Source organism: Arthrobacter sp. PAMC25564 (assembly GCF_004798705.1).
GTDB lineage: Bacteria > Actinomycetota > Actinomycetes > Actinomycetales > Micrococcaceae > Arthrobacter.
Map to the genome: position 1 here is coordinate 557,451 of NZ_CP039290.1, position 20,472 is coordinate 577,922.

The window sequence follows — 20,472 nt, forward strand, 5'->3', positions numbered from 1 at the left end:
GACGGCGGCCGCCACCCAGCAACGCGGGGTCACCTACGGCCCATCCCGCGGCCTCGGATGGGCGCTAAGTGACCCCGCGTTGGAGTAATCGCGTTGGAGCAATCACACCTTCCGGTGGATCGACTTGTAGCTCAGGTACGCGTTCAGGCCCTCGATGCCGTACTCGGTGCCGAGGCCGGAATCGTGCCGGCCGCCGAAGGGTGCGGCGTGGTTGGAGGCGAAGAAATTGATGCCGACGGAGCCGGTATCCATCCTGTCGGCCACGGCCAACGCCGCCTCCGGATCGCCTCCGAACACCAGCCCGCCCAGGCCGAACTCGGTGTTGTTTGCCAACTCAACCGCCTCATCGGCACTGCCGCCGGCGTCGTTGTACTTCAGGATGCAGATCACCGGGCCGAAGATCTCCTCGCGGGAGATCCGCATCTCCGGGGTGACGTCGGCAAAGACGGTGGGTTCCACAAAATAGCCGCCTTCCAGGCCGCCGCCGAGCGACGCTGCGCGTCCGCCGGTGGTGGCGCGGGCGCCTTCGGCCAGGCCCGATTCAACGTACTCCAGCACGGTCCGGTACTGGGATTCCGTCGCGCAGGGCCCGAACACGGTGTCCGGGTCCAGCGGGTCGCCCTGTTTGCCGGCGGCGATGGTCTTGGTGACCATGTCCACCACCTCCTCGTACCGGCTGGCCGGGGCCAGGATCCGGGTGGAGATGTAGCAGGTCTGCCCGGTGTTGCGCATCGAGGAGCGGATCAGCACCTTGGACATCGCGTCCAGGTCCGCGTCCGGCAGCACGATCGCGCTGGACTTCCCGCCGAGTTCCAGGGTGACGGGGCGCAGCAGTTCCCCGCAGGCGGCGGCGATTTTCCGGCCCACCGGCGTCGACCCGGTGAAGGCGACCTTGTCCACGCCCGGGTGCTTCACCAGCGCGTCCCCCAGCCGGCCGGAACCGGTGACCAGGTTGACGACGCCGGCCGGGACACCGGCGGCGGCCACCGCGTCGATGATCACCCGCAGGGACAGCGGGGTGGGCGACGCCGGCTTGATCACCACGGTGCAGCCGGCCAGCAGCGCCGGGGCCAGTTTGATGACCACCAGGTTGATCGGGAAGTTCCACGGTGCGATCAGCGCGCAGACCCCCAAAGGGTCACGCCGGACCACGGATTCGCCGCCGCCCTTGGGGAAAGCCCGCACGTCCTCGCGCTCGAGGTACCCGGCGAGAGTGGCGAAGTAGCGGAAGATGCCGGCGGCGTTCGCTGCCGCACCGGAAGATTCGGCGACCGGCGAGCCGTTCTCGCGGGTATTGGTCAGCGAGAGCTCCTCCGCGCGCTTCTCCACCTCCTCGGCGATGCGCAGCAGGTACGCGGCCCGCTCGGACGGCGCCAGCCGCGGCCATCCGCCGTCGAACGCCCTGCGGGCGGACGCGACGGCGGCGTCCACATCCTCAACGGTGCCGTCCGGCACCGAACCCCAGACTTCGCCCGTGGCGGGGTCGGTGACCGGGTTGCGGCCGGTGCCGCGCGCCGGGGTCCAGGCGCCGTCGATGAAGATGTCGTCGACGTTTGTGTACGGCAGGGACAACGCGGCGCGGGCCGCGAGGGCGTCGTGCGTTGCGGAGGGGGTTGGGGACGTCATCGGATGACCGCCGTCTTGAGCAGGGCGGTGGAGCGGTTCAGGTCCGCGGTGGCCATGTCCACGGCTGCCTGGGTGATGAGTTCCGGGATGATTTCCGCGGCGAGGCGGTCGGTGTAGGTGGCCGGGTCCATGTTGAACCAGGAGGACGCGAGGGCGATCCCGGCCTGGTCGAAGCGCCACAGCCTGTCGGCGTCGCGCATCAGGGCATCTTCCAGCGAGTGCGCCACGGGCCGGGTGTCGTGGCCGTCGATGATGGCGCAGACGCGTTCGATGAATTCCGCGGAGTAGCCGAGCCCGGGCAGGACCCGGCGGGCGACGTCGCAACCCTGCTTCTCGTGCTCGTAGCGGATGGTGGCCTTGCGCCAGTCGCCGGTGAAGCCCTCGGAGAGGATGCGGGATTCGTCCACGTGCGCCCAGCCGGTGTCGTGCAGCAGGGTGGCCACCCGCACCAGTTCGGCGTCGGCGTCGGGGTAGGCCCGGCAGAGGCGTTCGGCGAAGGCGAGGGAGATCGGCAGGTGGATGTCGTTGCCGCGGGTCCGGGTTTCCTGCACCACGGCCTTCCAGAGCCCGTCGAGTTCCTCGACGGCGGCCGGGGTGGTGGCGATCGGGTCGGTGTCCACCGGGCCCGGAGCCGGGACGGGGCGGACCGGATAGGCGGCGGCGAAGTCCGCAGCCGCGGGGTGAACGTCCGCGGGATTGACGTCCGCAGGGTGCACGGGCGCGGTGCCGGCTGCGCCGGCGTTGCCGACGTCGGCAACCGGAGTCTTGGGCGTGGTCATAATGCTCCTTCGCGGGCGGCCGGCCGGAGTGGCTAGCTGTCCGTCGTGATCGTCTTGAGGGGTGTGGCCGGGTCCGCGGCCGCGGCGGCCGGGACGTTCTGGCCCTTGGCGAGGGCGTTCTTGACGGCCATGAAGTCCAGTGGCGCGTTGACGCAGTCCGCGGCGATGACCTGGCCCTGGCGGTAGTAGAGGACGCTGAACTTCCCGCGTTCCGGATCCCGCCGGAGGACGGTCTGGTCGTAGCCGTTGCAGAGGCCGGCGATCTGCAGCTTGAGGTCCGCCTGGTTGGACCAGAACCACGGGATGCCCGCGTATTCCTCGCGCCGTCCGGTCAGCGAGTAGGCGGCCACCTTGGCGTGTTCGATCGCGTTGTTGACGCTTTCCAGCCGGATCCGCTCGCCAGGCGCGGAGCCGGGCACCGGGTTGGGCATGTTGGCGCAGTCCCCGATCGCCACCGTGGTCCCGTCCGAGGCCAGCGCGAAGCGGTCCACCACGATCCCGTTGTCCACCGCCAGCCCGAGCTGTTCGGCCAGCTGGGTGTTGGGGATGACGCCGATGCCGATCAGTACGATCTGCGCCGGCAGCACGGTGCCGTCCTGGAGTTCGACGCCGGCGACCGCACGACGACCGTCGCCGGCGGCGCCGTCCGCGGTGAACCGTTTGGCGCTTGTGCTGAGCCGGATGTCCAGGCCGCGGGAGCGGTGCGCCTGCAGAAAGTACTCGGCGGTTTCCTCGCCGACGGCGCGGCCCACGAGCCGCGGCCCGAACTCCAGCACGGTGACGTTCTTGCCCATCTTCTGCAGGCTGGACGCGGCTTCGAGGCCGATGAAGCCGCCGCCGATCACCACAACGTCCTGCGCGTCCCCCACCCGGGCCTTGAGCGCCAGGGCGTCATCGGCATTGCGCAGGTACAGCACGCCGTCGAGGTCCCCGCCCTCGATCTCGAGCTTGCGGGCACGGGCGCCCACGGTGAGGGCTAGCCGCTTGAAGGGGAACTGCTTGCCGGAGGAGGAGTGCGCGACGCCGGAGCCGTCCGCTTCCTTGTCGATCCGGACGATGTATTCGCCCTTGACCAGGTCCACGTTGTGCTCGGCCCAGTACTCGTTGGAACGGAAGATCAGCGATTCGCTCTCCACCGTGCCCTGTAGGAACTCCTTGGACAGGGCGGGCCGCTGGTAGGGGCGGTGGTCCTCGTCGCCGAGCAGGGTGATGTGCTCCTCGAACCCGAGCGCCCGGAGGGACACGGCGAGCTGGACGCCGGACTGGCTCGCCCCGATGATCAGCAGGCCGGTCCGGGCGGGAGTCTCTGACGGCGTTGCGCCCTCGGTTGCGGCGCCCGTTGCTGCCCCGGCGGATGACTGCTCAACTGCGTGGGTGCTCACGGCTACACCTGGGTTTCCGGGGTGGTGACGAACAGTTCGATATCGTCGCTCAGGCGCAGCTGGCAGGACAGCCGCGAGTTGTCCTCGCGGTCCACGGCGGTGCCGTAGAGCATTTCGTCCTCCATGTCCTCCATCGGCGGGAGCTGGGAGAGGCAGTCCTCGCGGACAAAGACGTGGCAGGTGGCGCAGGACAGCGAGCCGCCACATTCGGCCACGATGCCGGGGACCCCGTTGCGCACCGCAGTTTCCATGACGGAGTCGCCGGCGTTGCCCTGGACGTCGCGGACCGCGCCTTCGGCGTCGGTAAAATGGACCGTTGGCATTGGCCCTCCTTAGGGTTGAAGTCGGAAAGTCGGGAGATCGGGCACAGTCAGATGAACTGGCGGCCGCCGTCGACCACCATGGTCTGGCCCGTGTAGTAGGAACTGTCCGGGCCGGCAAGGAACAGTGCGGCGCCGACGATGTCCTCGGGCTGGCTGGCCCGCTTGATCGCTCCGCGGTCCACGCCGTAGTTCTCGGCGTTCTCCATCAGCCCGTAGCTGGCCTCGGTGAGCGTGAAGCCGGGGGCGATCGTGTTGACCGTGATCCCCCGCCGGCCGAGTTCCTTGGCCATCACCCGGGTCAGGGCCACCACACCGCCCTTGGAGGCGACGTAGTGCAGCCACTGTTCCGAGCCGCTGAAGATCGTGGCGCTGGAGAGGTTGATGACGCGCCCGCCCTCGGGCAGATAGGGGCTCGCCGCGCGGGTGACGAGCCAGGGGCCTTTGAGGTTCACGTTCATGACCAGGTCCCATTCGGCCGGGTCGATGTCCTCGAACGGGCTGCGGGTCACCCCCGCGTACACCGCGGCGTTGTTGAGCACGACGTCGATGCTTCCGTTGCCGAAGTCCGCGCAGCTTTTCGCGAGGGCTTCGGTGGAGTCGACGCTCGTGACGTCGGCATGGAAGGCGGCCGCATCGGCCCCGGTATCCAGCACCAGCTTGGCGGTTTCCTCCGCGCCGGCGAGGTTCACGTCGGCCACCGCCACGCGGTAGCCGCGGCGGGCGAAGCCGAGCGCGAACGCCCGGCCCAGCCCGCCGGCGGCACCGGTGATCAGGATGGTGCGGGCCGGCCGGCCCGCACCATCCTGCTGCGGATCAGGCATGTTCGGATCAGACATGGCTGTGGCTGTGTGCCCCGGGTCCGGCGACCTGCAGCTCGGCATCGTCGTCGAGGATCTGGACCGTGCCCTTGGTGCCGTCCACCCGGAGCCGCTGCCCGGTCTTGATGGTGGTCGAGGCCGAGCCGGTGCCGGTCACGGCCGGCAGGCCGTATTCGCGGCAGACGATGGCCGCGTGGCTCATCATGCCGCCGATGTCCGTAACGGTGGCCTTGATCTTGCCGAAGATCGGGCCCCAGGACGGCGCCGTGACCGTGGCAACAAGGATCTCGCCCTGCTGCACCTCGGAGAGCTGGTCCGCGTCGGTGATGACGCGGGCCAGGCCTTCGACGACGCCAGGCGAGGCCGCCATGCCGCGCAGGCCGCCGCCTTCGACCGCTTCGCCGGCACCCAGCCACTGCTGGACCTGCTCGGTGGTGATGCCCCAGAGCATCCGGGTGAAGGGTTCGGTGATGGACTCCGGCGGGGTGTTCAGGGCCGGGGCAGGGCGGGCGGTCTTGAGCGCGTCCACAATCCCGCGGCGGCGTTCGATCTCTTCGGGCCAGTAGTCCGGGCCGATCGGCTTGGCGCCGACACCCCAGCCGGTGACGAGGTCGAAGAGCGCGTCGCGGACCTCGTTGCGGCCCAGGTACAGCAGGTCGTCCGGTTGGGTCCAGAAGCCTTCGGCCTGCATCATCCGGGACAGCTCGCGGATCTTGCGCCAGAAGACGCCCATGGTCCAGTGCTCGATGTAGAAGTTGTGGTTTTCCACGTACGGGTACGCGGTGGCGGCGAGTCCGCGCTTGGCATCGAAGAGGGCCTGGTTTTCGCCTTCCAGCAGCTCGCGGTATTCCTCGATGATGCGGTCGCGTTCGGTGATCAGGGCCTCGACCGGGCGCATGATTTCCTGGCCCTCGTCCACGCGCCGGATGTAGTCGGCGATGTAGCCCAGCGGGATCTCCTGGTGCTCGTTCCAGTACTTGTCGTGGCCGTAGAAGCCGTTGCCCACGGTGAAGTTGAACCACGGGTCCTTCGCGCCCTCGTACTGGGCGGTCCAGCGGTCTCCGCCCGGGGCGGCGGCGATGGCAGCCAGGGTGGCGTCGACGTCGTCCGTGTTGCTGAAATGAGCCTGCAGCCCCAGCTCGACGGCGAGCTTCGCGAGCTGCTTGAGCTCGTCATCCGGGCGGAAGAGTTCCATGTCCACGCCCTGCACCATGGTCGCGATGGACTGGTCCGGGATGCTGGGGAAGACCTGCTTGCAGAAATTGAAGAAGTCCAGGTACGCGATGTAGCCGAGGTTCAGGAACTCGAAGTGGTACTGCCAGTTCTGGTAGGCCAGCTGGATCAGCCGGTCGTAGCTTTCCAGCAGCTTCTCGGAGCCGTCCTTGCCCTTGCCGGAGAGGATGTCCTCGATCGGCACGACGTCCGGGAGCTTGGGGAAGGAGATGGTTTCCATCTCGTCGATGGTGCCCTTGACCTTGACATGCCACTGCTTGAGCAGCTGTTCCCAGTTCTGGAAGTAGTGGCCGACGCGCTGCTCGAACAGCGGCACACGGGCGGCGATCTGGTCTTCCGGCACCGGGATCGGCGACATGTAGAGATAGCCGAGGTGGATGCGGAACTCGATGCCGTTGGCGTTGGGGATCATCAGGTGGCGGGCGTTGTACTGGCCCAGGCACTTGACCGCGAACTCGCCGCCGATGGTCTCGAAGGGCTTGAACACGGTGGGCCAGTGCTGGCTGTCGCAGAACCAGAACTTGGCGTCCTCCTGCTCCTTGAGCTTGTCCTGGAAGACGAGGTAGTAGGGGTAGATCTTTTCCCAGCCCTCGGCGCCGGCGGGTACCGGGAGCTCGGAGGGCTTGGGGAAGGACTTCAGGGACATAGCGGTCCTTTCAATACGGGCTCGGCGTTGAGCCTGGGTGATGGAGCGGACTAGCGGGTCAAACTTTTCGGGTGGCTGCCGGTGCCGTTGCAACCGTCGAGGGGCTGAGCCCGCTGAAGTAGCCGCCGGTGCTGGCGGCCGTCGGAACGGCGGGCTTGGAGGAGTGCACGGTTTCCGGGCGGGACTGCAGCAGGAGCAGGTTTTCGCCGTCGGGCAGGTCCGCGTCGAGGGCCCATTCGATGTCCTGCGGGCACTTGTAGTGCTTTTCGGCGCGCTTGGCCATCTGTGCGACGGCGGTGAGTTCGGCGTCGGTGAGGCTGCGGCGGCCGCGGCGTTCGGCGTCGACCTCCCGCTCCACGAGGCGGCCGGCGACGGCGTCCGGGACGAGTTCGGCATGCTTGTCGCCGAGGTGCTCGGTGATGACGGTCAAGGTGACCTTGTCGAGCTTGATGTTGTCCGGGGTAACCTGCCCGGAGACCACCATCTCCCCCACCCCGTAGGAGGAGTCGATGGTGATCTTGGAGCGGTCGCCGTTAGTGGGATCCATAGTGATGGCGACGCCGGAGACGCGTGCGTTGACCATCTTCTGCACCACCACGGCCATCGAAAGGCCCTCGTTGGGGATGTTGTTCTTGAGCCGGTAGATGATGGCGCGGGAGGTGAAGAGCGAGGCCCAGCACTGGCGGATGTGTTCGGTGACGGCCTTGACGCCGTCGAGCCAGAGGTAGGTGTCCTGCTGGCCGGCGAAGGAGGCGTCCGGCAGGTCCTCGGCGGTGGCGCTGGAGCGCACGGCGACCGGGACGGGCGCTTCGAAGCGGGACATCAGGGATTCGTAGGCGCCGACGGTGAGTTCGCGCATCGCCTGCGGCACCGGGCGGGAGCAGATGTCCTCGCGGATGGCGGAGGAGACCTTGTCCACCTGGCCCATGTCCTCGGGGTCCAGATCAGCCAGGAGCTGGTGGATGTGCCTGGTGATCCCGGCTTCCTCCATAAAGGCGTCGAACTGGGCGGTGGTGACCACGAAGCCGGGCGGGACGGGCATGCCGGCGGAAGTCATGGTGACCAGGGAGGCGCCCTTGCCGCCGAGGTTTTCGAGCGCCGGCTCAATGCCGCCGTCGAAGAACTGGATGTATTCGTTGCTTTCCATCGGTGTTAGGCCTTCCAGCTGACGGGGACGGTCTCGGGGACGCGGAAGGAGAGGTTTTCACGGAAGGTGATGGCCTCCGGGTTCTCCAGCTGCAGCTCCGGGGCGAGCCGGGCCACTTCCTCGAGCGCGATTTTGGCCTGGAGCTTGGCGAGCATGTTGCCCAGGCAGTAGTGGATGCCGAACCCGAAGGAGAGGTGCTCACGGGCGTTCGGGCGGGTGATGTCGAAGTCCTCGCCGGCGTCGAACTTGGTGTCGTCGCGGTTGGCGGAGCCCATCAGGAGCAGCAGCTGCGCCCCTTCGGGGATCTTCACCCCACCCACCTCTGTATCCTTGAGGGCCTTGCGGCGCCAGCCGACAATCGAGCCGGCGTAGCGCAGGACCTCGTCGATCGCGGCGGGGATCTTCTTGGGGTCCTGGACGAGCTGCTTCCACTGCTCGGGGCGGCCCAGGAGTTCGCGCAGGGCGTTGGAGATCAGCGTGGTGGTGGTCTCGTGCCCGGCGAAGAGCAGGCTGTAGAGGACGGAGGCGATCTCATGGTCCGAGATCTCGGCGCCTTCCTGCTGCGCCTTGACCAGGTCCGCGGTGAGGTTGTCGCCGCCTTCCTCGTGGGCGACCTTGACCAGGCGCAGGCACTCCTGCCAGTACTCCACGAGGTTGTGGGCGTGCGGGATCTGCTCCTCGTCGGACAGGTCGCCCCAGGTCATCGCGGCGCGGGAGTCGGACCAGCGCTTGAAGGTGTCCACCTGGGAGACGTCCGCGCCGATGAGGGTCAGGATGGTGATGGTGGGGACGTCGTAGGCGAGGTCCTTGACCATGTCGCCGCGGTGTTCCGGGCGGGCCAGCATCTTCTCGAGGAGTTCGACGACGTTCTGCCGGATGAAGGGTTCGAGCGCCTTGTACCGGCGGGGCGTGAAGGCCTTCTGGACGACCGCGCGGATGCGGGTGTGCTCCGGCGGGCGTCGGGCGGACAGGCCCGAGTAGGCGGTGAAGCCGCCGTCTTCCATGATCTTCTTGGCCGCGGCTCCGCGTTCGCGGACTGGGGCCTGGGCGTTTTCGCTGGAGAAGGTCTCCCAGTCTTCGAAGACGGCCTTGATGTCGTCATAGCGGGAGACGACATACAGGCCGATCCGCTCGTCGAACATGACGGGCTGCTCGGCCCGGAGTTCGGCGTAGGCGGGGAAGGGATCCTTCATCTGGAACGGCTCGTAGCCGTGGTGCCCGGCGGGGGCTTCGGCGCCGTGCCCAATGGGACAGCGGCCGGCCGTTTCAGTCGACGATGACATCTGGGCTCCTTGGTGTTCGGTCCCGCCGGCGGCGGCTGTGCATGCCGGGGGTTCTTAGTCATCAGTGTGGCCCCCATCACCTCGGAATGGCAGTGGTCGCTTCCACTGAGTGGAAGTCAGTTTCTTTCCGTCCTTGTGGGGCGGGGACTCTGGCTCAGTCCGTCCCCGCGACGTTGCTGCCCAGCAGCGTCTCGAGCGGGATCCGGGCCGTGGCCCGCTCGATCTGGGCCGCGATGCCCTTCAGGACCGGCAGGTGCCGGGTCATCGTGGCGGCCTGGTTCGTGGGCAGCACCAGGCCGATCGAGGCGCCGATCCTGCCGGTGTGGAAGACCGGGACGGCGATGGAGCAGGAGCCGAGCCGGACTTCCTCCAGGGTGGTCGCGTAGCCCTGCTCATGGATCTGCGCCAGTTCCGCGGCCAGCCGCTTGCGGTCCACGTGGGTATGCGCAGTATGCCGCTCCAGCTGCCGGTTCAGGTACGCGTCCCGGACCCAGTCCTCCTCGAAGGCCAGGATGACCTTCCCGACGGCGGTCGCGTGCATGGGCAGCCGGCCGCCGACCCGGCCGGCGCGGGGCACCCGCTTGGAGCCGTAGACGCGGTCGATGTAGAGCACCTCGTGGCCGGCCCGGACGGCCAGGTGCGCGGTTTCGCCGGTGAGCGAGAACAGGTCCTGGACATAGGGGCGGGCCGCATCGCGGAGCTGCCGGCCGGTGTTTTGGGCGAGCTCCCAGAGGCGGATCCCAAGCTGGTAGCGGCCGTTGGGTTGGCGCGTGAGGAAGCCCCAGTCCGCCAGTTCAGTGACCAGCCGGTGCGCGGTGCTCAGCGGCAGCCCGGATTTTTCCGCGATATCGGTCAGGCTGAGGGCACCCCGCGACTTTTCGAAGGCTTCCAGGATGGAGAGGACTTTCGAGGTCACGGTCCTGCCGGGTTCGCGGCTGCCGCCGGCCATCCTGACCTCCTTGTCGCAGGGTTTTACCGCCCGGATGCGGCCGTCAACCGGGCCAGCTGGCAGCCCGGATCCGAGTCTAGTAGTCTAGTCCGCTTCCCGCCGTCGATCAGGAACGGGCCGGCCCGCCACTAGTATGATCGCGCCATGGACATCACCACCACGACGCCGGCATCGCCGCATCCCGCCGACAGCCACGAGCTGATCCGCGTGCAGGGTGCGCGCGAGAACAACCTCAAGGACATCAGCGTCGAGATCCCGAAGCGCCGGCTGACGGTGTTCACCGGCGTCTCCGGCTCGGGTAAGAGCTCGCTCGTGTTCGCCACGATCGCCGCGGAATCGCAGCGGATGATCAACGAAACTTACAGCGCCTTTGTGCAGGGCTTTATGCCCACACTGGCACGGCCCGACGTCGACATCCTCGAAGGCCTGACGACCGCAATCATCGTCGACCAGGAGCGGATGGGCGCCAACCCCCGCTCCACGGTCGGCACCGCCACCGACGCCAATGCCATGCTCCGGATCCTCTTCAGCCGGCTCGGATCGCCGCATGTGGGGCCCCCCACGGCGTTCTCCTTCAACGTTCCGACCCGGAAGGCGAGCGGGGTGATGAGCACCGAGAAGAGCGGCAGGGTGGAGAAAAGCGTCGTCCAAAACGCCGTCTACCTTGGCGGTATGTGTCCGCGGTGCGAGGGCATGGGATCGGTCTCGGACTTCGACCTCACTGCGCTCTACGACGACAGCAAGTCGCTCAGCGAGGGTGCGCTCACGATCCCCGGATACAGCATGGACGGCTGGTACGGCCGCATCTTCAGCGGCGCTGGCTTCGACATGGACAAGCCCATCGCGAAGTACACCAAAAGGGAATTGAACGACCTGCTCTACAAAGAGCCCACCAAGATCAAGGTGGAGGGCATCAACCTCACCTATGAGGGTCTGATCCCGAAGATCCAAAAATCGATGCTCTCCAAGGATGTCGACGCGATGCAGCCGCACATCCGGGCGTTCGTGGAGCGCGCCATCACGTTTCAGGCCTGCCCCGAGTGCAACGGCACGCGGCTCAGCCCGGAGGCCAGGTCCTCGAAGATCCAGGGCAAGAACATCGCCGAATTGTGCGAGATGCAGATCAGCGACCTGGCCATCTGGGTCCGCGGGCTCAACGAGCCTTCGGTCGCGCCGCTCCTCAAAGGCCTGCGGCACCTGCTTGAGTCGTTCGCCGAAATCGGGCTGGGTTACCTCTCGCTCGACCGGCCTGCGGGCACCCTGTCCGGGGGAGAGGCCCAGCGCACCAAGATGATCCGGCACCTGGGCTCGTCCCTGACGGACATCACCTACGTCTTCGACGAGCCAACGATCGGCCTGCACCCGCATGACATCGAGCGGATGAACCAGCTGCTGCTGCAGCTGCGGGACAAGGGCAACACGGTGCTCGTCGTCGAGCACAAACCGGAGACCATCGTCATCGCTGACCACGTCGTTGACCTCGGCCCGGGCGCAGGCACTGAGGGCGGCGAGGTCGTGTTTGAGGGCACCGTCGAGGGGCTGCGGGACAGTGACACCATCACGGGCCGCCGCTTCGACGACCGCGCCACGGTTAAGGCGACGGTGCGCACGCCCTCGGGCGCGCTCGAGGTGCGTGGCGCATCGACGCACAACCTCAAGGACGTCGACGTCGACATCCCGCTCGGGGTCCTGGCCGTCGTCACCGGGGTGGCGGGCTCGGGCAAGAGCTCGCTGATCCAAGGCTCCGTGGCCGGCCGCGACGGTGTTGTGGTGATCGACCAGGGTGCCATCAAGGGGTCGCGGCGCAGCAACCCTGCGACGTACACAGGCCTTCTCGAGCCGATCCGCAAGGCGTTCGCGAAGGCCAACGGCGTGAAGCCGGCGCTGTTCAGCTCCAACTCGGAAGGCGCCTGTCCCACGTGCAACGGTGCGGGTGTCATCTTCACCGACCTGGGCGTTATGGCCACCGTCGAGTCCACCTGCGAAGACTGCGAGGGCAGGAGGTTCCTGGCGTCAGTCCTGGAATACAAGCTGGCTGGCCGCAACATCGCCGAGGTACTGGCAATGTCGATGACCGAGGCCGAGGTGTTCTTTGGCGAGGGAGAGGCCCGTACGCCGGCGGCGCACAAGATCCTTGACCGGCTCGTGGATGTCGGGCTCGGCTACCTCAGCCTCGGCCAGCCGCTCACGACACTGTCCGGCGGCGAGCGGCAGCGCGTCAAGCTGGCCACCCAGATGGCCGAGAAGGGTGACGTCTACGTCCTCGACGAGCCCACCACCGGCCTGCACCTCGCCGATGTCCGGAACCTGCTTGGCCTGCTCGACCGGCTCGTCGACTCCGGCAAGTCAGTCGTCGTCATCGAGCACCACCAGGCGGTCATGGCGCACGCCGACTGGATCATCGACCTCGGCCCCGGCGCCGGGCACGACGGCGGCAGGATCGTCTTCGAGGGCACCCCCGCGGACCTCGTCGCGGCCCGGTCCACCCTCACCGGCGAGCACCTGGCGGCCTACGTCGGCACCTGACTGGGGCCCTCGCGGGCACCGGGTTTGCCCGTCTGTTTCGAGCGTTCCCTTCAGCGCAAGAGCACCTGCCGCTGCGGCCACAGGGTCACGGATTCGAGCGCGGACAGCGCCCGCGCCATGGCACGCGCTTCCGGCGTGAACAGGTGACCGTGGACGCGCTGGCTGCAGAGGCGGAGGGCCTGCCCGCGGTCCAGGCCGAACCAGTCCATCACGGTGTCGATGCCGTGGGGGCTGAGCCGCCAGGTTTTGTCGGCGTCCTTGACGATCGAGTCCTCGATCGAGAGGGCCTCGCGCCGGGAGTCATGGCCGTCGATGATGGCCAGGATGGCCGGCACCTTCGCGGCGTCGTACCCGGCCTGTTCAAGGATGCCGGCGGCCAGCCGGGCACCCTCCTTCTCGTGCAGCAGCACCAGGTCCGGCCTGCCCCCGCCGGGGGCAATCGCCTGCAGGACCTCCGCCGGCGGCACCTGCGACCAGCCGATGTCGTGCAGCATGATCGCAGGAAGGACGACGGCGGCGTCCGCCTCCGGGTGCGCGTCCAGCAGGGCGCGGGCGAGCCCGAAGGCGTAGAGCGTATGGGCGTCGTTGTCCCGCACCTTCAGGAACGGTGCGGCGAGCTCCCAGAGGGCGGCCAACACCGGGTCGAGGGCGATGACACCGTCGGGCTCCGCCTCGATTCCCGCGGAGGCATCCAGGCCGGAGTGGTTGGCAGCAGGCTGCAGTTTGGTCATCCTGCCAGCCTGCCCTCCCACGAGGGCGCGGGCAAGCCGGCGCTTCCGTCCAGCGGAACCGGCCAGCGGAAAACGCCGGGCGGAAAGGGCCGGGCCGGCCCGGGCCGAAAATAGTGCGGCCAATGTCCCGGCAGTCCCCGGAACGCTGCGCTGGCCTTGCAACCAAGGGCAACGGGGAATACCCGGGACCCCGGACCCGCGGCCGTGGCCAGCGCCGACGGCGGGCGTCCTTGTCGCCCTGTCGGGCCACATCGGATAGCGGCACCCCCACGCCGATAAGGGGTCCGTCCGGTTCCGTACCGGCCGGACCCCTTCTGCGTGAAGGACCGGACGGCGGCTCCGGGCCGCGGCTGTCCGATCGGCCATTACCCGATCAGCGCGAGCACCGCGCCCGCTGCAACCACGCCGCCGGCTTCCGCGCGGACACCCGTGACGGTGCCGTCGCGGTGCGCGGAGACCTGGGTTTCCATCTTCATCGCTTCCAGCACAACGACGGGATCGCCGGCGGACACCTCGGCGCCGGGCTCAACGAGCCACTTCACCACGGTCCCGGCCATGTCCGCGCGCAACTCCTCCGGGTCAAGGTCCTCTATGCCCAAAGCGGCGCCTGCGGCAGCGCCGCCGTCGGACGCCGGATGTAACGGCACCCCGGCCGGAACAGCGCCGCCGGAGCGTGCCCAGCCGTCCAGCAGCTCAGCGGGAAGCCCGACGGCGAGACGGCGGCCGTCCACCTCGACGGTGATGGTGCGGCGTTCGCCGTCGGGCGCCGTGGTGCCGTAGCCCGGGTCGGCCGGGATGGAGATACTGTCCGCGAAGTCGGTTTCGATCCAGCGGGTGTGGATGCCCAGGCCGGTTTCGGAGGTGAAGTCCGGGGATTCGAGCACCGCACGGTGGAACGGCAGCACGGTCGCCACCCCGGTGATGCTCATCTCGGCCAGTGCCCGGCGGGCCCGGCGCAGGGCCTGCTGGCGGTCGGCGCCGGTGACAATGAGCTTCGCGAGGAGGGAATCGAACTGCGGCGCCACGAAGGAGCCCGAACGGACCCCCGTGTCGAGCCGGATTCCCGGGCCGGTGGGGCCGGAGAACCCGGTGATGGTCCCGGGCGAGGGGAGGAAGCCGCGGCCGACGTCCTCGGCGTTGAGCCGGAATTCGAAAGAGTGCCCGCGGGGCGCCGGGTCTTCGGTGAAGCGCAGCGGCTCCCCCGCGGCGATGCGGAACTGTTCCTGCACGAGGTCGATCCCGGTGGTCTCCTCGGTGATGGGGTGCTCCACCTGCAGGCGGGTGTTCACCTCAAGGAACGCGACGGTGCCGTCGGCCGCGACGAGGAATTCCACCGTGCCGGCTCCGGAATAGCCCGCCTCCCGGCAGACGGCTTTGGCGGCGTCGTAGATCTGGCGGGTCTGTCGTTCCGTCAGGAACGGTGCGGGGGCCTCCTCCAGGAGCTTCTGGTGCCGGCGCTGGAGCGAGCAGTCGCGGGTTCCGACGACGACGACGTTGCCGTGCGCGTCGGCCAGGACCTGCGCCTCGACGTGGCGCGGGCGGTCCAGGTAGCGCTCAACGAAGCATTCGCCCCGGCCGAAGGCGGCGACGGCCTCGCGGACCGCGGAGTCGAAGGCTTCCTCGACCTCGTCCAGGCCGCGGACCACCTTCATGCCGCGGCCGCCTCCGCCGAAGGCCGCCTTGATGGCGATCGGCAGGCCATGCTGTTCGGCGAAGGCCCGGGCCTCCGCGGCGGTCTCCACCGGGCCGTCGCTCCCGGCCACGAGCGGGGCGCCGGCCCGGAGGGCCGCGTCGCGGGCGGTGATCTTGTTGCCGAGCAGGCGGATGGCGTCCGGGCTCGGCCCGATCCAGGTCAGCCCGGCGGCGAGGACGGCCTGGGCGAAGTCCGCGTTCTCGGAGAGGAAACCGTAGCCGGGGTGGACGGCGTCCGCCCCTGCTACGGCGGCAATGGCGAGCAGCTTCGGGATGTTCAGGTAGGTGTCCGCCGGGGCGTTCCCGTTGAGGCTGAAGGCTTCATCCGCGGCGGAGACGTGCAGCGCGTCGGCGTCGATGTCCGCGTACACGGCGACGGACGCCAGCTGCGCGTCGTCACAGGCCCGGGCTATCCGGACCGCGATTTCGCCACGGTTGGCGATCAGGACCTTGCGCATCAGTTACTCGCTTTTCGTTCGGAAGTGGTGTTTACGGTGTTGGATGGGGCCGTGCTCTTTTCGGAGGCCGCCCAGCGGAAGCGGATCGTGCCGCCGATGGGGACCTGCGCGGCGAGATCCAGCTGGGAGTCGACCACCACGGCGATCACCGGGTAGCCGCCGGTGACCGGGTGGTCGGCCAGGAAGAGTACGGGGAGCCCCTCCGGCGGGACCTGCAGGGCGCCCGCCACGGTCCCCTCGCTGGGCAGTTCGCCCTGGCGGTTGCGCTGCAGCGGGGTGCCCCGCAGGCGCATGCCCACCCGGTTGGACTGCGGCGTCACTTCCCATTCCTGCCCGGTGAAGGAGTCCAGCGCCGCCTGGTCGAACCAGTCGGCGCGCGGGCCGGGGACGACGTCGAGCACGGTCACCCCGCAGCCAGGGAAGTCCGGCTGCAGTTCCGGGTGTCCGACGACGCCGGATTCGGCCTCGCCACCGGCGGCAAGCAGCTGCCCCGCGGCCAGCGGGGCGGGGCCGATCCCGGACATGGTGTCCGTGGAGCGGCTGCCCAGCACCGGGGCGGCATCCACGCCGCCGCGGACGGCGAGGTAGCTGCGGAAGCCGCTTGCCGGCGCACCGATGCTCAGGATTTCCCCCTCGAGCAGGGCAAAGGGCGTGGCCACCGGCACCGTGCGCAGTGGCCCGGAGTCCGACGGCGACTCAATGATCAGCTCGGACGGCGCCCCGGCGACGGCGATGACCTGGTCCCCGAAGGCCTGCACCCTGAGTCCCCCGGCCACGGTTTCGATCGCGGCCGCCGACGGCGCGTTGCCGACGAGGCGGTTGGCACGGCGCAGTGAGGCACGGTCCAACGCGCCGGCGGTGGAGACGCCCAGGGCCGAATGGCCATGCCGGCCAAGGTCCTGGACGAGGCTCTGCAGCCCCGGCGAGAGAACCCGCAGGCCCGAAGCCGCCTCCGGAGCAGCACGCTGGGCCGGGTGTTCCGGCACCAGTGCCACAACGTCCCGGACCGCGCGGAACCGCACGCGGTGACCGGGGGCGGCCAGTGCGGGCTGCTCCCGGCCCAGGTCCCACATCTTCGCGCCCGTCCGGCCGATCAGCTGCCAGCCGCCGGGTGAGCTGCGCGGATACACGGCCGAATAGTTCCCGGCCAGAGCCACCGAGCCCGCCGGGACGGCGGTGCGCGGGGAGCTGCGACGGGGCACTTCCAGTTGCTGGGTCTCCCCCACCATGTACCCGAATCCGGGCGCGAAACCGGCGAAGGCCACGGTCCAGAGCTGGCCGGAATGGGCTGCGATCACGCCCTCGGTTCTGAGGCCGGTCAGCCTGCCGACTTCGGCGAGGTCCTCGCCGTCGTACACGGTGTCGATGACAACCAGTTCGCCGTCACGCTGGACGGGAGCGGTGAGGTCGAGCTGCAGCAGTCGGGCGGCGATCCGCCGGGCCGAGGCCGGCGAGTCGGCCGTGACCAGGACCGTCTGGGCCGCGGCCAGCACGTCCAGCTGGCCCGGCAGCGGCTTCCCGAGGAGCAGCGACTGCAGGGCCAGCACATCCTGGGTGCCGGAGAGCTCGGCGAGCACCGCGCGTGTTCCCACGGCCCGCACGGCGCGGACCTTGTGCACGGTCAAGGCTTCCATTGCTGACTCCATCATCCGTTTTACCGCGCCCTCAGGCTCGGGCTTCCTGCAGGAGCCGCTCTTCTTCCTGGGTCTGCGGGTTCCGGCCGAGGGCCAGGCCTACGACGGTCACCACGGAGGCCAGCAGGAGATAGCCCGCGATCAGGTACCAGTTGCCCGTGGCGGCGTACAGGGCCGTGAAGATCAGCGGTGCGACGGCGCCGCCGATCACACCGGCGAGGGTGTAGGCCAGCGAGCTGCCGGCGTAGCGCAGCCGGGCCGGGAACTGCTCGGTGATGTAGGCGGCCTGCGGACCGTACATGAAGGCGTGGAAGGCCAGGCCGATCACGACGCCGATGGTCAGCATCAGGACGGACCTGCCCTGGATCATCAGGAAGAACAGCGGGATGTACACGGCGGTGCCGGCGGCCGCGATGCCGTAGACGAGGCGGCGGTTGAAGCGGTCCGTGAGGGCGCCGGCCGCGGGGATCAGCCCCAGCTGGAACGCGGAGCCGATCAGGATGGCGCCGAGCACGTTGCCCGTGGTCATGCCAAGTTCCTTGGTGGCGTAGACGGCCACAAAGACGGTGAAGAGGGCGTACAGCACGTCGGGGCAGACACGGGACAGCGCGGCGGCCACGAGGGCGCGGGGTTCCTTGGTGAAGACCTCTTTGATGGGGGCCTTCGGCGCCTCACCGTGGGCCTGGATGGCCTTGAATACGGGGGTTTCCTCCAGCTTGAGCCGGATCAGCAGACCGAAGACCACCAGCAGGGCGGAGGCCAGGAAGGCCACGCGCCAGCCCCAGGACAGGAATTCCGTGTTGGTCAGGGTGGCGGCGAGCAGCGCCAGGACGCCATTGGCCATCAGGTTTCCGGCGGGCGGCCCGATCTGTGCTGCCGAGGACCAGAAGCCGCGCTTGCTGGCGTTGCCGAATTCGCTGGACAGCAGGACGGCACCGCCCCATTCGCCGCCGACGCCGATGCCCTGGGCCAGCCGCAACAGGACCAGCAGGATGGGGGCTGCGACGCCGATGACCGAGTAATCCGGAAGCACGCCAATCAGCACAGTGGCGGCACCGATCAGCATAAGGGTGGCGACGAGGACCTGCTTGCGGCCGATCTTGTCACCGAGCCGGCCGAAGATGACGCCGCCGATAGGGCGGGCCAGGTAGCCGACGGCGAACGCGGAGAAGGAGAGCAGGAGGCCGACAAACTCGTTGTTGCCGGGGAAGAAGATCTTGGGGAATACGAGGGCCGAGGCCACGGAGTAGATCGCGAAGTCGTAGTACTCCAGCGAGGTGCCGGTGAGGCTGGCGATGTAGGCCTTCAGGGCGCCGGGCGGCAGCCTCCTCTTGGCAGTGGCCGGGGTGGCCGGGTGTGCTGCGGTCATGACTGTTCCTCCAGGTGTGCGGGTGCTGCCTGTTGCTGCTTGGTGGGTGACGTGCGGGGGCGCCGGGGGGCGCGTGCGGCTTAGACGAAGGCGGCGGTGATGATGCCGGCGTCGGAGAGCGCCTTCCGCACCGCGGCAGCCATGGTGACGGCTCCCGGGGAGTCGCCGTGGACGCAGATGCTCTCGGCGCGGATCTTCAGGATGGAGCCGTCAATGGTGCGGACGGCGGAATCGGCGGCCATCCGGAGGACATGCTCGGTGACCAGCGCCGGATCCATCAGGACGGCTCCGGGGAGGGTCCGGGAAACAAGGGTGCCGTCCGGGTTGTAGGCCCGGTCTGCAAAGGCTTCGGTCACCGCGCGGAGCCCGGCGGCCTCGGCCAGCCGGAGTACTTCCGAGCCCGGCAGGCCCAGGATGGGGAGGTTGGGGTCGACGGACCGTACGGCGTCGACGACGGCCTTCGCCTGCGCGGTGTGCGCGACGATCGCGTTGTACAGACCGCCGTGCGGTTTCACGTACCTGACCTTGCCGCCCTCGGCTGCGGCCAGGGCCTGCAGCGCGCCGATCTGGTAGACGACGTCGTCCGCCAGCTCGTTCGGGTCGATATCCAGGAACCGGCGGCCGAAGCCGGCGAGGTCGCGGTAGCCGACGTGGGCGCCGATCATTACGCCTGCGGCGACCGCTTCACGGCAGGTCCGGCGGATCACGGACGGGTCCCCGGCGTGGAAACCGCAGGCCACATTGGCGCTCGTGACGGAACGGAACATTGCCGTGTCGTCGCCCAGGCTCCAGCGTCCGTAGGACTCCCCGACGTCGCTGTTCAGGTCGATGGTTGCCATTGTGATCCTCGTCTCATTGATGGGCCCCTATCTAGGATGTACCAAAAACTCTGATTGTTCAACAATCCTTCGATTCCACGATGTGACAATCGTGTAGATTCGGGGCATGACGACTTCCGAAGCCCCCGCCCCGGGGGTAACCCTGGGCGCCGCCGCACGCCTCCGCGTCGCGGTCCCCTCGGTGGCGGACCGGGTGGCCGCTGAACTGCGCCTGCAGTTGGCGGAGGGAAGGCTGCTCCCGGGTACCAGGCTGACGGAATCAGCGATTGCGGAGGAGCTGGGCGTCTCCCGCAATACCGTCCGCGAGGCGTTTGCCGAACTCGCCGCCGAACGCCTTGTGGTCCGGCATCCCAACCGCGGGGTGTTTGTCGCGAGCCTGGAACCCGGCGATATCCACGATGTCTACACCGTGCGCCGGGCGATCGAAGTCAGTGCGATCCGCGGCGGCGGCAGCCCCGAGCGCATCGCTGCGGTCCGGGCGGCGGTGCAGGAAGGCCGCGCAGCGGCGGCCGTCAACGACGACGAGGCGCTCGGAAACGCAAACCAGCATTTCCACGGCGCCATCGTGGCGCTGGCCGGGAGCCGGCGGCTGGACACCATCATGTCCCAGGTGCTGGCCGAAATGCGGCTCTTCTTCCATAAGGCGACGCTGGAGGCGGACTTTTACCGCGGCTACCTGCGCGACAACGAGGAAATCTGCGCAGCACTGGAGGCCAGCGAACTGGACCGTGCCGGTGACCTGCTCCTCGCGTATCTGGACCGGTCCGAGGCGAAGCAGAGCGCCGTCCACGGGGAGTGAGGGCCGGATGTGCTGTGGGCTGAGGTGGGCGTAATAGTCGGTGTGATTTCGCGGTCTGTTGCGTGCCGCCCAAACTTCGGCTAAGTTGTGAGGCGTATCACTGACAAGTGATCGTGCTTATGATCTGCGGCGGGAGAGTCCTGCCGGTACATTCAGCAGGCGCCGTAGGAGCAAATCCTCCCCAGGAATCTCTCAGGCCCACGTACCGCCGCGGCAAGGCAACTCTGGAAAGCAGTCC

General features: G+C 68.6%; 16 protein-coding genes and 1 riboswitch. Of the genes, 2 read left to right on the top strand and 14 right to left on the bottom strand.

Annotated features, from left to right (window positions below):
• Positions 1-102 precede the first annotated feature (102 nt).
• The 9 genes from E5206_RS02555 to E5206_RS02595 form a co-directional block, all read right to left on the bottom strand.
• Complete coding sequence (locus E5206_RS02555; RefSeq protein WP_136321124.1) at positions 103-1,626, bottom strand: aldehyde dehydrogenase family protein; 1,524 nt, start codon at positions 1,624-1,626, stop codon at positions 103-105.
• Entirely contained in the window at positions 1,623-2,405 is a 783-nt protein-coding gene (locus E5206_RS02560; RefSeq protein WP_136321125.1) for an HD domain-containing protein, read from the bottom strand. Before E5206_RS02560 ends, E5206_RS02555 begins: the two co-directional genes overlap by 4 nt.
• Positions 2,406-2,437: 32 nt before the next feature.
• Positions 2,438-3,787 (bottom strand): FAD-dependent oxidoreductase, encoded by a 1,350-nt coding sequence (locus tag E5206_RS02565; protein WP_136321126.1) that lies wholly within the window; start codon positions 3,785-3,787, stop codon positions 2,438-2,440.
• A gap of 2 nt (positions 3,788-3,789) precedes the next feature.
• Positions 3,790-4,110 carry a 2Fe-2S iron-sulfur cluster-binding protein gene (locus E5206_RS02570; protein ID WP_136321127.1) on the bottom strand — a complete coding sequence of 107 codons (321 nt, stop codon included), beginning with the start codon at positions 4,108-4,110 and terminating at the stop codon, positions 3,790-3,792.
• A 47-nt stretch (positions 4,111-4,157) separates the two neighbouring features.
• The gene (locus tag E5206_RS02575; protein ID WP_136321128.1) at positions 4,158-4,946 is read right to left on the bottom strand and encodes an SDR family oxidoreductase; all 789 of its coding nucleotides are present in this window, start codon (positions 4,944-4,946) and stop codon (positions 4,158-4,160) included.
• On the bottom strand, positions 4,939-6,807 hold the full coding sequence (locus E5206_RS02580) for a PEP-utilizing enzyme (protein WP_136321129.1): 1,869 nt from the start codon (positions 6,805-6,807) through the stop codon (positions 4,939-4,941). The genes E5206_RS02575 and E5206_RS02580 overlap by 8 nt, the downstream gene beginning before the upstream one ends.
• A 58-nt stretch (positions 6,808-6,865) precedes the next feature.
• Positions 6,866-7,954 (bottom strand): PEP/pyruvate-binding domain-containing protein, encoded by a 1,089-nt coding sequence (locus tag E5206_RS02585; protein WP_136321130.1) that lies wholly within the window; start codon positions 7,952-7,954, stop codon positions 6,866-6,868.
• Positions 7,955-7,959: 5 nt separating this feature from the next.
• Positions 7,960-9,237 carry a cytochrome P450 gene (locus E5206_RS02590; protein ID WP_136321131.1) on the bottom strand — a complete coding sequence of 426 codons (1,278 nt, stop codon included), beginning with the start codon at positions 9,235-9,237 and terminating at the stop codon, positions 7,960-7,962.
• 154 nt (positions 9,238-9,391) lie between these two features.
• Positions 9,392-10,186, bottom strand: coding sequence for an IclR family transcriptional regulator (locus tag E5206_RS02595; RefSeq protein ID WP_136321132.1), 795 nt, complete (start codon positions 10,184-10,186; stop codon positions 9,392-9,394).
• A gap of 144 nt (positions 10,187-10,330) precedes the next feature.
• Between E5206_RS02595 and E5206_RS02600 the strand changes: the two genes are divergently transcribed.
• The gene (locus E5206_RS02600) at positions 10,331-12,712 is read left to right on the top strand and encodes an excinuclease ABC subunit UvrA (RefSeq protein ID WP_136321133.1); all 2,382 of its coding nucleotides are present in this window, start codon (positions 10,331-10,333) and stop codon (positions 12,710-12,712) included.
• Between the two features lie 50 nt (positions 12,713-12,762).
• Here E5206_RS02600 and E5206_RS02605 read toward each other — a convergent pair whose 3' ends face one another.
• The 5 genes from E5206_RS02605 to E5206_RS02625 all read right to left on the bottom strand — a co-directional run bounded on the left by E5206_RS02605 (position 12,763) and on the right by E5206_RS02625 (position 19,435).
• Positions 12,763-13,443 (bottom strand): HD domain-containing protein, encoded by a 681-nt coding sequence (locus E5206_RS02605; RefSeq protein WP_136321134.1) that lies wholly within the window; start codon positions 13,441-13,443, stop codon positions 12,763-12,765.
• Positions 13,444-13,808: 365 nt separating this feature from the next.
• A complete protein-coding gene (locus E5206_RS02610; RefSeq protein ID WP_136321135.1) occupies positions 13,809-15,593 on the bottom strand; it encodes a biotin carboxylase N-terminal domain-containing protein in 1,785 nt (594 codons plus the stop codon).
• Positions 15,593-17,239 (bottom strand): 5-oxoprolinase/urea amidolyase family protein, encoded by a 1,647-nt coding sequence (locus E5206_RS02615; RefSeq protein ID WP_136323922.1) that lies wholly within the window; start codon positions 17,237-17,239, stop codon positions 15,593-15,595. The genes E5206_RS02610 and E5206_RS02615 overlap by 1 nt, the downstream gene beginning before the upstream one ends.
• Before the next feature lie 19 nt (positions 17,240-17,258).
• Positions 17,259-18,596 (bottom strand): MFS transporter, encoded by a 1,338-nt coding sequence (locus tag E5206_RS02620; protein WP_136321136.1) that lies wholly within the window; start codon positions 18,594-18,596, stop codon positions 17,259-17,261.
• Between the two features lie 80 nt (positions 18,597-18,676).
• The gene (locus E5206_RS02625; RefSeq protein WP_136321137.1) at positions 18,677-19,435 is read right to left on the bottom strand and encodes a 5-oxoprolinase subunit PxpA; all 759 of its coding nucleotides are present in this window, start codon (positions 19,433-19,435) and stop codon (positions 18,677-18,679) included.
• Between the two features lie 106 nt (positions 19,436-19,541).
• Here E5206_RS02625 and E5206_RS02630 point away from each other — a divergent pair, with 106 nt between their 5' ends.
• The gene (locus E5206_RS02630; protein WP_136321138.1) at positions 19,542-20,234 is read left to right on the top strand and encodes a GntR family transcriptional regulator; all 693 of its coding nucleotides are present in this window, start codon (positions 19,542-19,544) and stop codon (positions 20,232-20,234) included.
• A gap of 120 nt (positions 20,235-20,354) precedes the next feature.
• Positions 20,355-20,452: riboswitch (glycine riboswitch) on the top strand.
• Positions 20,453-20,472: the final 20 nt, after the last annotated feature.